Below are 14,749 nucleotides of genomic sequence, written 5' to 3' on the forward strand. Positions count from 1 at the left end.
CGCGGCGCGCGCCTTGGCGGGCCGCCGGCGGACGGTCAGCCCGCCGGCGGTGGTCGCGGCGGGCTCCGGGGTACGGCCGGGCGCGGGGCCGGGACGGCCGCCGGTTCGGGCGCCGTCGCCGCGGGGAAGGCCAGGAGCTTGTTCGGCAGGACCAGTACGGCCCGTGTGCCCTGGTAGATGTTCGGCGCGGTCAGCTCGACCCGGAAGCCGTAGTTCTCGGCGAGCAGCGAGGCGACCCGCAGACCGGTCTGCGGGTGGGCGCCGAGCTGGGTGATGTCGTCGCGGTCCTTGCCGGACATGATGTCGCTGGCCCACAGCAGCCGCTCGTCGTCCATGCGCAGGCCGGCGTCGTCCACGGTCAGGAAGCAGGCGTGGTGGCCCTGCTCGACCGCGACGTGCACCCGGGCGGCCGGCGGCGAGTACCGCAGGGCGTTGTCCAGCAGCAGCGCCAGGGTGTGGACGACGGCCTCGACGGCCCGGCTGTGCACCGCGACGGTGTCGAGTTCGTGGTGCTCGACCCGCTGGTAGCCCTCGATCCGGCCCATCGCCGCGCGGATCACGTCGGTCAGGGAGGTGCGGGGCCAGCGGCGGGAGAGCTTGTCGCCGGCCAGTACGGCGTAGCCCTGCGCGGTGAGCAGCATCTGCTGGGCGATGTGGTCGATGTGCACCAGGGTCGCGTAGGCCTCGTCGTCCTGGTGGGAGCGCACGCCCTGGCTGATCTCCCGGCTCAGCCGGGAGGCCCGCGCCACCACGCCGGACGCGAAGCTGCGGACGGCCGCGCGGGTGGCCTCCCGCGACTCCCGGCGGGCCCTGGCGATCTCCTGGTCCGCCGCGGTCCGGATCATGCCGACGTGCTGTTCGGCCGTCGCCTGCGCCGTCTCCCGGACCTGGGTGACGGTGGCGGCCACCTGGCCGGTGACGTCGCGGAGCCGGTCGGCGAGGACGGTGTGGGCGGGGGGCGGGGGCAGGGCGAGGTCACCGGCGTGGTGCTCGCCCGGCGCGTTGGCCGCTCCCAGGACCGGTATGTGGGCGGCGAGTTGCTCCAGGGCGAGGTCCACGGCACGCAACTGGTGGCCCAGTTGTTCCGACCTGCCCCGGAATTCCTCGGCCCTGCGCTGCTCGCGCCGGTACGCGCGGTGGAAGCGCCAGGCGGTCCCCGCGGCCGCCAGGACGGCCACGGCACCGACGGCCAGTATGAGATCGGTCATCGAGTCCTCTCCAAAGTCCGAGTCGCGAGCGGGTCGGAGGCGGGACGGCACCGCGACGCGGACGACACCCGCATGACGCGGCCATGACAGGACGGAAGCGGTGAACGCGGACCGGGCGCGCGGGAAGGCACCGGGGGCCCGGAGGGCCCGACGGGCTGCGGAGTGACCACGACGGCCTGGAGAAGGCCGGATTGGGGCGGCCTGCCGGCTAAGGCAGGGGGTACGGCGGGCACAGTGTCCTCCGGGTACGCGTCCTGTCGTCCTGCGTCACGTCCGCGACGCCCCCGTGGCCGCTTCCGGTCCCGCCGAGCTTATCGGCAAACCACAGGAGTGTTCGACGCTTCCCGGCCCCGAACCTGTGAAAGATCGATGACGGCCCGTGACCACAGACCCTGACAGACCACCCGGAACCGGGCCGCGACGCGCTGTCCACGGGGGTGCCCGCGCGGCGCGGGCCGGCCGGCGGGCAACCGGTCAGCCCGGGCGGGAGGCGAGCCAGAGGGTGACCCGGCGCGGGTCGGCCGGCGTGCCGGTCACGCGGAGTTCACGGTGGACGGCACGCGGCAGCTCGGGACGGCCGAGGAGCGTGCCGTCGGGGTCGGCGGCGAGGACGAGGCCGGTCCAGGCGTCGGCGGATTCCGGATCGTCGGCCAGCAGGCGGGCGTAGGCGTCCGCGGCGGCGGGTCCCCCGAGACGAGGGCGCGGTCGGCGACGGACGCCGCGGGACGCCCGTCGCCGGGCGGCGCACCGAGGCGGCACCGGACCAGCCACGTGCGGGCGTGCGACCAGGGCGCGGCGAGATCCGGCACCACGGAGGAGCGGGCGAGGCGGAAGCCGGCCGGGAGGCCCGCGGCGAAGGCCCGGGCGAGGGCGCGCACGTCCTCCGGGGCGGGGCTCAGATGCCGTATCCGCCAGCCGGTGCGGTGGTCCCTCGCGACGAACTCGGCGAGGGCCGCGACATCGGGCCGGATCCGGTCGTCCCCCCACCAGGAGGACAGCCGCGCGGTCATGCCCCGCAGGAACCGGCGCCCGTGCCCGGTCAGTCCCGGATCGGCGGCCAGCACCCGGACGGCCTCCTCCGTCTGCCGCCTGCGCAGGGCGAACTCGAACTCGGCGAGCGGGCGTTCGGCGCGCGGTGCCTCGTCCAGGTACCGGCACCAGAAGTCGGTGATGCCGAGGAAGGCGTACGCGCCCTGGAGCAGTCCGCCGAGGGGCCGGGGATCGTCCCGCCAGGGGGCGTAGTGCCGCTCGGCACCGCTGTCCTGCTCCAGCGTCAGCAGATGCAGCAGCGCGCCCAGTTTGGTGTGCTGGAACTCGTGGACCAGGGTGACCGCCAGGGTGACCGGATCGGGGGGCAGGGAGGTCAGCACGCCGCCGAAGGCGTCGCCGGAGGAGGCGCTGAGGACCACCCCGCCGGGCGCCGGTTCCACGTCGGTGACGGTGCGCAGTCCCTCGGCGACCGCCGCGGCCGTGTCCGGGTCGACACGCGCCAGCAGGCCCAGTGCGCCGCCGAACAGCTCCTGCCAGCGCGTGATCCGGTCCTTGCCGAGGCGGCGCGCCGGCAACGGCTCGCTGAGGTCCCGGTAGGGGTCGATGTCGTCGAGCAGGACGGCCACCGGCCGCCCGGCCGCGTCCGCCCGCAGGGTGCGCAGTCCCTGCCAGCCGGGTGCGTCGCCGCCCGAGGTCCCGGGCGGCTCGGGCGGCCCCACGCTCTCGCCGTACGCGTCGACCCGCAACCGGCCCTCGGCGACGACGACTTCCGCGGTCCCCCAGTGCGGGCGGCCCGATAAGCGGGCCAGCCCGAGGGTGGGGAACATCGCGGTGCCGTCCCGCACCGGCACGGTGGTGCGCAACGCCAGCCCCGCGCGCAGGGCCGCGACGGAGCACACCGCGTACAGGTGGCCGAGGTCGGTCCACAACGGCCCGTCCCCCCAGGCCGTGTGGGTCAGCCGCCGGATGCTGTGGCCCAGCCAGATGCCGATCTGCGGGTGCAGCAGCAGCTCGCGGAACTCCTCCGGAGCGGCCTCCTGGGCCGCGGTCAGGGTGTCCCAGGCGCTGTCGACGGGAGGGAGGGGACCGAGCGCGCCCGGGGTGGCGGCCATGGTGTCGAGCAGGGCGCGCAGCAGCAGAAGGCGCCTGCTGTACTCGGTCCGCCGCAGGAAACGGATCGTCCCCGGACCGCCCCGGCCCGCGGCCAGGTCCTCGAAGTACGCCGAGGGGATGAGATGGTGCGCGGCACGGGGGCGTCCGGAACGTCCGTCGGTCTGCACAGGTCTCCTCCCCGGCGGGCCCTCAGTCAGCCCGTCCGGGTTGCCCCTCGCCACCGGAGAAGTTGACCCGCGGCCGCTCGACCTGACAGAGCAGCCTGCTCAGTGAGCGCGCGTAGACGTCCGCGCTCTGCGACCTGAGGGCGGAGAGTGGGACGTCGCTGAGGTCGGCCAGTTCGGATCCCATGAACTCCGCGGACGTATCCATGCGACATCCCCCTGTGAACGCCCTGCATCCCGATGACTTCATGATGACGCATGGCGGAAGTGTTCGGGAAGACCGTGATCAGCCGGTCAGGCGCCCTGTTCCGGCGCCAGCCAGCGCGCCGCCCAGTCCGTCAGCTCCCGCTGCTCCAGCGAACCCGGTTCGAGCAGGGCGACCGCCTCCACCAGGGCGGCCAGTCCGCCCGGGTGGCGCCGGCAGGTGCGGACGATGCTGATGATGTCGGGGCGCGGGGCCCCCAGCCGGGGGATGGCGGAGGACAGGTCGGCGGGCAGCATGCCGAGGACGAGCTGGCGCTGGTCCCGGTCGGTCATGCCGGGCCACCCGGCGAGCAGGTTGACCAGTTCGCTCAGCGCCGCGTCCGGCACCGGTTCCTCCCGGCGCCGCGCGTCGGGGAAGACCAGCCGGCGTACGTCGCTGGTCCAGGACCGGTACCAGAGCGAGGTGGGCCGCTGTGCCCCGCCGGTGAACTGCCCGATCACCCCGTCCGCGACCTTGCCCATGTCCGGCGGCCAGCTCTCGCCGCCCGCGGCGGTCAGGGCGGCCAGTGCGGCACGGGAGAACACCCCGGTCCGCCCCGCGGGGTCGTTGGCCGCCCGCTGCCCGGGGGCGGAGGCCAGCAGCACGAACTGCTCCCGGCCCGGCAACCGGTCGCCGCCCGGGGGGAGTTCGGTGGGCAGTGCGCGGGCGGGGCCGAGGTCCTCGACGAAGGTCTGGCAGGAGTCCACCAGCCAGATCTGCCGTGCGAAACCGGGCAGCAGATCGGTGGTGAAGGCGGTCAGCCACGCGTCGAGGTCCAGGTTCCGCTTGTCGTCGCTGCCGGCGTCGGCGTAGAAGAGCCGGCGGTGCCCCTGGGGGTCGGTGACGCCGTGCCCGCCCCAGAACACCCACAGCAGATCGCCCTCCAGCCGGGGCAGCCGCCGGGTCAGCACCTCCTGCACCGCCTCCCGTACGGCGGCCCCCGCGGGGACGTCGACGTCCGGCCCACCGGCTCGGGGCAGCTCCTCCAGCAGCAGGTGGATGTGGGCGGCGGGGACCCCGCGTCCGCGCAGCCACGCGGTGAAGCGGCGGGCGTCGGCGGCGGGCCCGGGCAGGTCCCAGGACGGCCCGGCGGCGTACCGTTCCACCCCGGCCACGACGGCGTACGTACGGTCCGGGCGCGCGGCGGCGGTCACGGCAGCTCCCCCGCGAGGACCCGGTAGAGCTCGGGGTTGCTCCAGTAGGCGCTGTGCGAGAGCGGGAAGGGCTGCCGGCTGTCCACGGCGATGTCGTCGACCCGGCCGGGGAACACGCCCGCCCCGAGGTAGCTGAGCAGGTCCCGCCGGTCGTACACGTTCAGCCAGCGCGGCACGTGGGCGGGCAGCGGGCTGCCGTGCTCCAGGCTGGGCAGGGCGCCCAGCTCGTAGAGGAACGGCGCCTGCGAGCCGACGGTGACCAGCAGCGCGACCTCGGGCAGGGCGCGCAGCACGAGCAGGTCGAGCGAGGCGATGCCGCCGAGACTGTGCGCGAGGAGGACGACGGGCGGCTCGGCCGTACGCACCGCCTCCGCGATCGCCTCGCGGATCGCGGCGCCCCGGGAGAGGTAGAGCAGCACGTCGCCCGCGGCCGGGTGGGCGGCGTCGGTGAGCGCCGAACGCCGTTTCACCGCCTGGGCCGAGGCGAGTCCGAGCGCCAGCCGGCCGGCCGTCCGCTTGACCTTCCGGGTCACCGGGCCGCGGTGCGTTCCCGGCCCGGCCGCCCCGGGGAGCAGTTCGGTGATCCGGACGACCGCCTCGTCCCGGGCGGTGCCGTCGAGGGCGGGCGCCGGACCTTCCTGCCCGGTCCGCCGCCGTACCGCCTCCGCGAGGAACGCCCGCGCCAGCACGGCCGCCGGGTCCTGAGCGGCGGGATCGCGCAGGAAGCGCCGGCAGTCCGGTGCGGTGAGCACGGCGGCCACGGCGGCGGCGAAGTCGTCGCCGGTCCCGGCCTCTTCGAGCAGTCCGCGCAGCCGGGCGTCCGAGGTGAGCGTCAGGGCCGCCGCGGAGATGTCCTCTCCCGGTGGCCGGGCTCCCGGCGCCAGCTCGGCCGGGGCCGCGGACTCCGAGGCGAGCAGTCGCAGTTCGAGCAGCGGGTCCAGATAGAGCAGTCCCCAGAACTCGACGTCCGCGTCCAGGTCGCCGTCCCGCTCGTCGACGGCGCGCGCGCCGGGAAGGTCACGCCCGGTCGCGTACCCCGGCACGGAGATACCGTTCGAATGGAGTACCGATCCTGCGCTTCCCCCCCAATAGCAGGAATTTATCCGGATTTCCGGGCGTAGCGACCGGAAACCTTGCTGTACGCGTTCCAGGGTTTCGCTGAAACCCGGCTCGCGCACGCCGGTGCCGTGTACGAATAACACCGTCGTCACTGCCGACCCCCCGCTCGTGACGGCATATACCAAGTGCAGGCAACAATAGGCTGTTTGCCCGAAACCGGCTACACTCCGTACAGACTCCGCCACTGCGGCGGCACTTGCCGGAAGGGGGATGCCGGTGAGCACGGACGCCATCGTCACCCATGTGGTAGCCGCTCTCGCGGTGGTGATCACGGCTTCGTACACCATGGGCGCGGTGGCCCGCAGGCTCGGTCAGCCCCCGGTCGTCGGCCAGTTGTTCGCGGGCATCGCCCTCGGCCCCAGCCTGCTGGGCCTCGCCCCGGGCGGCGTTTACGAAACGCTCTTCCCGAAGCAGATCCAGCCCATTCTGACCTCCCTGTCACAAGTCGCGCTGGTCCTCTTTCTCTTCGCCGTCGGATATGAGCTGGACCTGCGTATGCTGCGCGGCCAGAACGCGGTGACCGCGGTCTCGCTGGGCGGATTCGCCATTCCCATGCTGATGGGCGCCGGAGCCGTTCTGCTCTTTCCCGGAGGATTCGGCTCCGCCAACGGCGGCCATCCGGTCGACGCCACCTTCATCCTCTACATGGCGGTCGCGCTGTCCATCACGGCGGTGCCCGTCCTCGCCAGCATCATCAGGGACCAGGGAGTGGCCGGCACCCGGCCGGCTGTCATCGCCATGGCCGCGGCGGGCGTCATCGACGCGCTGAGCTGGCCGGTGCTCGCCGTGGTGCTGGTGGGCGGCACGGACGCCGCGACGCCGCCCTGGACCGTCCGGGTGGCCCTGCTCGCCGGGTACCTGCTGGTGATGCTCTTCGCCGTACGGCCCCTGCTGGTGTGGTGGATGCGCAGGCCGGGCGCCCTGATGACCAACCAGGTGCCCGTCGCGGTCGCCGTGGCCCTCGGTTCGGCCTGGGCCACCAACGCGCTCGGGCTGCACGTCATCTTCGGCGCGCTGCTGGCCGGGCTCATCATGCCCCGCCAGCCCGACGGTGTGCCGGACAGCCGGCTGCTGCGCCCTCTGCAGGAGACCGGCGGACTGCTGCTGCCGGTGTTCTTCGCGATCTCCGGGATGGCCGTCCGGCTGAGCGGGCTGCGCAGCTCCGACCTGCTGCTCCTGGGGTTGATATGTGTCACGGCGGTCGTGGGCAAGGTGGCCGCGGGCGCCCTCTCGGCCCGCGCGGCCCGGATGCCGTGGCGCGACTCGGTGGTGATCGGTGTCCTGCTCAACACCCGCGGGCTGACCGAACTCATCGTGCTCAACGTCGGGCTGGAGGCCGGGGTGATCGGCTCGCGCCTGTACGCCCTGCTGGTCGTGATGGCGCTGCTCACCACCGCGGCCACCGGTCCGCTGCTGACGCTGCTGTACCGCCCGGACGGCCCGCCGCTGCCCGGACACACCGGTGCGGTCACCGGCGGGGACGGGACGGCACCGGACACCTGGCCCGGACCGGAGCCGGGTCAGTCCCCCGCCGCGGACGCCGAACCCGCCCCGCGGACGTGAGGCTCCGCACCCCGCGCCACCGAAGCACGGAGCCGGCCGGGCCCTGAGCGGGCCCGGCCGGCTCTCCCGTTCCGGCGCGGGGGCTAGAACGGCACGGGCGCGATGTCCACCTCGGCGCGCCGGCTGCTGGCGGCGGCCGTGGTCGCGGGGTGGCTCTCGCCGAGCGTACGGCGGAAGCGCGTCAGGGTCTCGGTGTGCAGTGCCGTGGCCTCGTCGTCGCGGCCCAGTGCCCGCAGGTCGAGGACCACGTTGTTGGCGCAGGCCAGGGTGGTCGGGTGGTCCTCACCCTGGTTGCGGGTCAGGATCCGCAGCGAGCCGCTGTCCAGTTCCAGGGCTTCCGCGTGCCGTCCGTGGGCACTGTGCTGGGTGGCCGCGCCGAGGGCGGCCGCCAGGGTGAGGATGTGTTCGTCGCCCAGGGCCTCGCGCATGCCGGGCAGCGCCGCGTCGAGGTGCTCGTCGGCGGCGCCGAGGTCCCCGAGCTGCCGCAGGGTGATGGCCACGTTCGTGCGGGCGGACAGCGTGTACGGGTGGGCGCCGCCCAGCTTCGCCGCGTACCGTACGACGGTCGCCTCGCCGAGTTCCCGGGACCGCGTCAACTGGCCGTCCTGCCTGAGGTCGTTGACCAGGTTCGCCGCGCAGGCGACGGCGTCCGGGTGGTCCGCGCCGTAGCGGCTCTCGAACTTCGTCAGCGCCTGTTCGCCGAGCTCCAGGGCCCCCTCGTGGTCGCCCGCGCGACGGCGGCACACCGCGAGGACCCGGGCGCAGCTGACGCTCGCGGGGTTGTCCTCGCCGTAGTTGTCGACGTAGCGGGTGTACACGTCCTCCTGGTGGACGACGGCCCCCAGGTAGTCGCCGGTCTCCCGCAGGTCGATGGAGAGACCGCTGAGGGTGCTCAGGGTGTCGAGGTGGTTCTCGCCGAGCGTGACGGCGCGCAGCCGGGCCGTCTCCGTGTCCCGCTCCCGCGCCTCCTGGTACAGGCCCATCAGGCGCAGGCCGACACCGAGACTGTGGGCCGCGCGGAGCGTGGCCGGGTCGTCCTCGCCGAAGGCCCGCAGCGAGCGTTCGTAGACCGAGCGGTTGATCTCCAGCGCCCTGGGCATCTCGGCCCTGAGCCGCAGACCGCTGCAGAGCTGGATGAGGGCGTCCAGGGTGCCCTCGTCGTCCTCGCCCGCGATCCGGATGTAGGTGTCGGCGGTGCGCTGCATCATCTCGGCGGCCTCCCGGTACTCGCCGAGCATGCGCAGCAGGAAGGCCAGCCACTTCGCCATCTGCAGCGTCTGGAGGTCCTCGGCACCGAACTTCTCGGTCCAGATCTCCAGTGCCTCGCGGGCCATCGCCGCGGCGCCGTCGTGGTCGCCCCACACGTAGAGGAACTCCACGATGCCCCGGACCAGGCCGCGCACCCACGGGGATTCGCATTCCACGGCACGGGACACCACCACGTGCGGCAGCAGGGCCTGGTAGCGCGGCCACAGCTCGCGCGAGCCGGGGCTGTTGGGGTTGGCGTCGGCGAGGAGCAGGTGCGCGCCGTGCCGCATGTCCGCCTGCTGCTGCGGGGACATGCGGTTGACCAGCACCGCCTGGACCAGTCGGTGCAGCTGGATGGTGTCGTGCCGGTGCTCGATCCGGGCCAGCGCGTAGACGTTGATCTCCCGGATGGCCCGGCCCAGTTTGATGGGGTCGCGCAGGGCCTCGTCCAGCTCGGGGGCGATGGTGGTGCTCCGCGAGTTGTTGAACAGGCTGCGGGAGATCGGCTCGGGCGCGAAGAACGAGGAGACCTGGAGGAGCTGGAGGGCCGCGGGGTTGCGCTGCTCCAGCTGCCGCAGCGAGACGTCCCAGGCCGCGGCGACCGACATGGGGTAGTCGGGCGACGGGACGAGTTCGAGCATCAGCTCGGCGATCTTCTCGTTGATCAGCCGCAGGTACTCGGGCACGGACATGCCGGTGACCGCCTGCCAGGCCGCCGCCTGCTCGATGGCGAGCGGCAGGTCGCCCAGGGCCTCGGCGAGCCGGTCGGCGTCGCCGTCGCTCAGGTTGCGGGCGCGGCGGCGCAGCAGCGCCTTGCTCTCCTCACGGGTGAAGACGTCGACGGACAGCGTCCTCGCGACCCGGTCCCACTCCTGGTTGCGGGAGGTGATGAGGATCTTGCCGGTGCCGCCGGTCGGGAAGTAGGGGCGTACGGCCTCCACGTTCTCGGCGTTGTCGAACACCAGGAGCCACCGGTCGTACGGGTGGCCCCGGCGCAGTGCCTCGCGCACCGCGGGGACGGCCCGGTTGGCCTCGCTGCTCACGTTCAGACCCAGCCGGTGGGCGAGTTCGGTGAGCGCGGTGAGGATCATCGTCGGCTGTTCCGACGGGATCCACCACACCACGTCGTAGTCGGACGCGTACCGGTACACGTACTCGATGGCGATCTGCGACTTTCCGACACCGCCCATGCCGTGCAGGGCGTGCGGCAGCACGGCCGAGGTGTCGCCGGTCACCAACTGCTCCCGGACCTGCTCCAGCAGATCCTCGCGGCCGACGAAATTGGGGTTGTTGGGCGGGACGTTGCCCCACACCGCGGGCACGGAGGCGCGGGCCGTGGTGTGCGGGGACGGCGTCGACTGCGGTGTGGCCGGTACCGGTGTGCCGCGTGCCGGGGTGACGGCGTCCGACTGCCCGTCGGGGCTCGGTGCCGGAATGCCCTTGGCCGGGTTGCTGTTGACGGCGCCCCCGTCCTCACGCTGGTGCTGACTGGCAGTGGTGTCGGTCATGATCAGGCCGTCCGTGTCGGAATTAATGTCTACATTGCGGACATCGTGGACCATTCGCTCCGTGTTCTGCGTGATCGACGCTCCCGGCACAGCCCCTTCCAGAGCTGCGCTGATGCGTCGGGCACGGAGCAGATAGGGCCCCGAGAGGGCACGGAGGACCGCCAGTTCCACGCGCACGAACGGCAGGCTCTCCGCCGTCACCGGAGGATCGGGCACCTCTTCGGGGGCGAGCAGGGCGCCGTGCAGCCCGCGGGCCGCCTCGAAGCGGTCACCGTAGAAGTCGGACACCGAACTGACCACCCGCGCCGTGTCCGCGCGCATCGCGGCGGACAGCAGTTCCTCGCGGGCGCCGTCGACGAAGTCCAGCGGGATACGGGCGGGGTCGCCGGGCGGTTCGCCGGGCGGCGTCTGCTCCAGCAGGCCGCTCAGGAACAGCTCGGCCAGATGAACCGGTTGGGCCTCCGGCACCAGCTTGCGCTGTACGTCCCGCACCAGGCGGGGCTCGAGGACCGCGGCGGCCAGATGGGTGGCCAGCCGGAAGGCGGTGGGGGTGGCGTGGCTGCGGAAGCGCCGGATGCGCTCCCGTACCGACGGCGGCGGGACGTCGTCGGGCGGCTCGCGGTCGTCGTCCGGGACGGGCCGCTCGGGCACGCCCAGCAGCAGCACGGGGGCGTCGACCGGGCCGGACTCGTCACCGGCGACCAGCCGGGCCCAGCGGCCCAGCCAGTCGGCGTCCAGTTCCAGCACCGGGACAGCCACCGTCCACTTGTCCGGCGGCGGGTCGAACGGATCGCGCTGCTCCGGCGGGAAGTGCACGGACAGTTCGGTGTTGCGGGCCCCCGCGCGCGGGCTGCGCAGCCGCGCCGGCCGGGGCACCACGGCGGTGCGGTGCCAGTCCCGCTGGGACAGCAGGTGCACCACCGCGACCGGCCCGGCGGCCGCCCACAGCTCCAGCGCCGCGCGGCCGGCGTCGCCCCGCCACAGCGGCCCCAGGCCGTCGGTCAGCACCAGGACGATCCGGCGGCCGGTCCGGTCCACCAGCTCGCCGGGGGCACCGGCGCGGTCGTCGTCCGGGTGCGGGCCGCGCAGCACCGCCTCCTCGCCGCCGGGCCCCTCGCGCAGGCCCAGCCGGCGCACCCGCACGTCCCGGAAGGCGCCCAGCTGCTCCGCCACGGCGGTGAACTCGGTGATGGTCTGCTGCCAGATCACCATCGTCGGGTGATCGTCCACCACCAGGACGAGATCGAACCGGCGCTCGTCCGCCGACCGGGTGTACGGCAGCCAGAGGCCGTCCTCGGCGGCGTGCTCGGCGGTGGCCTCCTCGTCCAGCTCCACCTCGGACGCCGAGGGCACCACCTGCTTCAGCGGTCGCAGCCGCCGGCCGATCTCCGGCGCGTCGCGCAGATCCGGTCCCGGCGCGACCACCGCTGCGGCCTCGCCGTACCCGGCCCGCCGCCCCGTGCCGACACCGGGTCCGGACGTCCCGGTCGGCAGGTACCGCAGCGGTGTCCGTGGCGCGTCGGCCGCCGGCGAGGGCCACGGCCGCCCGCCCGCCGGCCCCTCCCGCCCGCCGGCTGCCGTCCGGTCCGCCGCGGGGGCCGTCCGCGGCTCCGGCCGGGGACGCTCCGCCCCCGGCGGTCCGCCGTCCGCCCGCTCACCGGGCGGCTCCTCGGACCCGGACCCGGCGGCCTGCCGTCCGGACGGTCCGGGCAGCCCGGAGAGCCCCGGCGGCGTGGACGGCCGGGGCTGCGGCGGGCGGTCGGACGGGGGCAGCCGCGCCGCCAGCGTCTGGTACGCGTGCAGCCACAGCGCCTCCGCCAGTTCGACGGGCTCCGGGTACGGACGCGGGTCCTCACCCATCAGGGCGCCCCCGACAGCTCGCGCCAGAGGGCCTCCAGCAGGTCGCCCCAGGCCGCGTCGTCGTCGCGGACGCCGGCCGTGCGCAGGAAGACGGCGTTGAGCAACTGGTCGGTGGCCAGCCCGCCGTGTTCCCGGCTGCGCTCCACGAACGCGCGGATCAACGCGTCGTGCCGGCCGTCCTGGTCCCGGAAGTGGGCCGCGATCATGGCGGCGAGCTGGTCCTCGCGCGGCGGCGAGACGTCGAGCCGGACGCAGCGGCGCAGGAACGCCGGCGGGAACTGCCGCTCCCCGTTGCTGGTGATGACGACGAACGGGAAGGCCCGGCACCGGATCCGCCCGTCGGTCACCGTGACCGTGCTGTCCGGGTCGTCGGTGAACACCTGCGCGTGCCGCTCCCGCTGCCGGGCGCGGACCAGCTCGGGGATGTCGTACGCGCCGTTCTCCAGCACATGGAGGAGGTCGCTGGGCAGGTCGATGTCGCTCTTGTCCAGCTCGTCGATGAGCAGGACGCGCGGCAGCTCGTACGGCAGCAGCGCGGTGCCCAGCGGTCCGAGCCGTACGAAGTCCCCGATCCGCGCTTCCCCTTCCTGCGGACCCGGCCCCGCCTCGCCGTCCGCGGGGGTGCCCGGCGCCCCGGACGTCCCGGCGGCCGCCGGACCGCGGCCGAGGAGGCCTGGGCGCGGCCGATGGCGTCGTACTCGTACAGACCCGAGCGCAGGGTGCTGCGGGAGGTGATGCCCCAGTGCAGCACCCGGCCGAGGCCCAGCTCGCGCGCGACGAGGTAGGCGAGCGTCGACTTGCCGATGCCGGGGCGGCCCGTGACGAGCAGCGGGCGGCGCAGCAGCAGGGCCGTGTTGATCATGTCGATGTCGTGCGGGTTCTGGCGGGGGGTGGCGCGGCCCGCGCCGCCGAGCCGGCGGTCGGTCTCGGCGCTCTCGGCCGGTACGGGCGGCAGCACCGGTCCGCCGTCGAAGTCCCGCCACGCGGGTGGCGGGGGCAGTACGTCGGCGAGGCGGATGTCGGCCAGCGGCTGCCCGGTGCCTCGGTAGATCCACCAGCTGCGGCTGCTGACGGATCCTCCGTTCCCGGTGCTCTCGACCGGGTGATGGACACCGTTCATGAATCCCCCTCGTCGTCGTGTCCGCCCCGCGCGCTCCCGGGATCCGCCCCCGGGGACGACCCGTCGACGATGCGGTTCGGGTCGTCGAACAGAACCGCGAAATGACGGCCGGCGTGCGCCTCCCGCTGTGCCGCGCCGGCGGTCGCCGCCTCGTTGCGCAACTGCTGGACCCGCTGCGGCAGTTCGATCGGCTTGCCCTTGATGATCTTCTTCACCCGCTTGCGGAACTCGCTCGGCGGGGCCGGCCGGCGGTCCCAGACCGCGAGCGGGACCCCGGCGCGCAGGGCGGCCTCCAGCGAGGCCTGGCTGCCGGCGGGCCCCGGCAGCGGCGGTGCGTTGAGCGCGACCGAGACCAGCCGCTCGTCGGCGGTCAGCCTGCTGGTCCACTGCACGGGGTCGTGGCCGCGCCGCCCGGTCGTGTCCCAGTGGCAGACGATGCCGGCGTCCTCGGTCATCTGCTGCCAGCGGTTGTGCCAGCGCCGGTGGAACTCGCGGGCGCGCATGCGCTCCAGGCTCCGCAGGACCACCGGATAGCTGAGGCACAGTGCGGTCGACGAGGAGGACTGGGAGCCCATCGGCAGCCACTCCAGGGGATGGTTCAGCAGGTGGAAGGGGAGCACGAACTCCAGCACCGGCCTGCCGGGCCGCCCGGCCCAGTCCCTCTCGGCGCGGACGACCAGCCGCTCCACGGTGGCCTCCACGTCCTTCAGGGCCACGATCTGGTCCTCTCCGCGCTCCGGCCGCCAGGGTCCCGGGCGTATCTGCCGCCAGTGGGACAGCAGATAGTGGTCCGGGGTCATCCCGTGTCTGCTGAGCTGGATAACGAGGCAGGCGGGCGCCGGTTGTGCCGTGGGGGCCTGCGCGATCTCCGCGCGCAGCGCCTTGAGCGGGGCGCCCGTGCCGAGCCTGCGCGCCTGGGCGTCGTTCCACGCCCGCAGCCCGTCGGCGACCTGGCGGTGGGCGTCGCCCTCCAGCGCGGCGACGACGTGCTCGACGAGGGCCATCACGGGGAGCAGGCCGTCGGCGCGCGCGTTGACCTGGGAGAGGAAGTCGAAGGCGTCGCGGAGGGTGGAGACCCGCCGGTCCGGGAGCGTCAGCTCACCGGCCGCCGCGTACAGCACACCGCGTACGTCGAGATGGCGGACGCGGGACAGCAGGGAGTGGACTTCGCGCGACTCGGCCTCGGAGAGCACCGCCAGGACCGGGGAGGTGACGGCCAGCTCGCTGATCCGGAGCACGGGCACGGTGTTCGGGGCGTAGTCGTTGAGGGTGGCGGCCAGCTCGGGAAGCCCGCCGGGCTCCCTCAGACAGGCGCGGACGATCTCCAGCATCTCGGGCCGGGTCCGGCCGTGGCGCCGGATGTTGCCTAACTCGGGTAACCGGCTCGCCAGCATATTGATCAAGAGATCGCGCCCCTCCGGTGCATCGAGTCCCGTCACCGCGCACATCTGATCAACC

General features: G+C 74.0%; 10 protein-coding genes. 1 reads left to right on the forward strand and 9 read right to left on the reverse strand.

What is annotated here, in order from left to right; translation table 11 throughout:
- Nucleotides 1-35: 35 nt before the first annotated feature.
- The 5 genes from N8I86_RS13485 to N8I86_RS13505 form a co-directional block, all read right to left on the reverse strand.
- Nucleotides 36-1,208, reverse strand: a complete 1,173-nt coding sequence (locus N8I86_RS13485; protein ID WP_263277856.1) for an ATP-binding protein — start codon at nt 1,206-1,208, stop codon at nt 36-38.
- A gap of 533 nt (nt 1,209-1,741) precedes the next feature.
- Nucleotides 1,742-3,478 carry an HEXXH motif domain-containing protein gene (locus tag N8I86_RS13490; RefSeq protein ID WP_263277857.1) on the reverse strand — a complete coding sequence of 579 codons (1,737 nt, stop codon included), beginning with the start codon at nt 3,476-3,478 and terminating at the stop codon, nt 1,742-1,744.
- 22 nt (nt 3,479-3,500) lie between these two features.
- Complete coding sequence (locus N8I86_RS13495) at nt 3,501-3,683, reverse strand: hypothetical protein (protein ID WP_073893699.1); 183 nt, start codon at nt 3,681-3,683, stop codon at nt 3,501-3,503.
- Between the two features lie 86 nt (nt 3,684-3,769).
- Nucleotides 3,770-4,873 (reverse strand): caspase family protein, encoded by a 1,104-nt coding sequence (locus N8I86_RS13500; protein WP_263277858.1) that lies wholly within the window; start codon nt 4,871-4,873, stop codon nt 3,770-3,772.
- Nucleotides 4,870-5,916, reverse strand: a complete 1,047-nt coding sequence (locus N8I86_RS13505) for a hypothetical protein (RefSeq protein WP_263277859.1) — start codon at nt 5,914-5,916, stop codon at nt 4,870-4,872. Before N8I86_RS13505 ends, N8I86_RS13500 begins: the two co-directional genes overlap by 4 nt.
- 292 nt (nt 5,917-6,208) lie before the next feature.
- Between N8I86_RS13505 and N8I86_RS13510 the strand changes: the two genes are divergently transcribed.
- Nucleotides 6,209-7,555 carry a cation:proton antiporter gene (locus N8I86_RS13510; RefSeq protein ID WP_073894147.1) on the forward strand — a complete coding sequence of 449 codons (1,347 nt, stop codon included), beginning with the start codon at nt 6,209-6,211 and terminating at the stop codon, nt 7,553-7,555.
- Between the two features lie 83 nt (nt 7,556-7,638).
- Here the strand turns inward: N8I86_RS13510 and fxsT are convergent, their stop codons facing one another.
- Genes fxsT through N8I86_RS13525 form a run of 4 tightly spaced genes read right to left on the reverse strand, consistent with a single transcriptional unit; the run spans nt 7,639 to nt 14,739 of the window.
- Entirely contained in the window at nt 7,639-12,171 is a 4,533-nt protein-coding gene (gene fxsT / locus N8I86_RS13515; protein ID WP_263277860.1) for an FxSxx-COOH system tetratricopeptide repeat protein, read from the reverse strand.
- Entirely contained in the window at nt 12,171-12,551 is a 381-nt protein-coding gene (locus N8I86_RS39345) for a MoxR family ATPase (RefSeq protein WP_404830806.1), read from the reverse strand. The genes fxsT and N8I86_RS39345 overlap by 1 nt, the downstream gene beginning before the upstream one ends.
- Nucleotides 12,515-13,291: a hypothetical protein gene (locus tag N8I86_RS13520; protein WP_404830807.1), complete on the reverse strand. Its 777-nt coding sequence runs from the start codon at nt 13,289-13,291 to the stop codon at nt 12,515-12,517. The genes N8I86_RS39345 and N8I86_RS13520 overlap by 37 nt, the downstream gene beginning before the upstream one ends.
- Complete coding sequence (locus N8I86_RS13525; RefSeq protein WP_263280097.1) at nt 13,288-14,739, reverse strand: VMAP-C domain-containing protein; 1,452 nt, start codon at nt 14,737-14,739, stop codon at nt 13,288-13,290. Before N8I86_RS13525 ends, N8I86_RS13520 begins: the two co-directional genes overlap by 4 nt.
- Between the last annotated feature and the right edge of the window lie 10 nt (nt 14,740-14,749).

The organism is Streptomyces albidicamelliae, assembly GCF_025642175.1.
GTDB lineage: Bacteria > Actinomycetota > Actinomycetes > Streptomycetales > Streptomycetaceae > Streptomyces > Streptomyces albidocamelliae.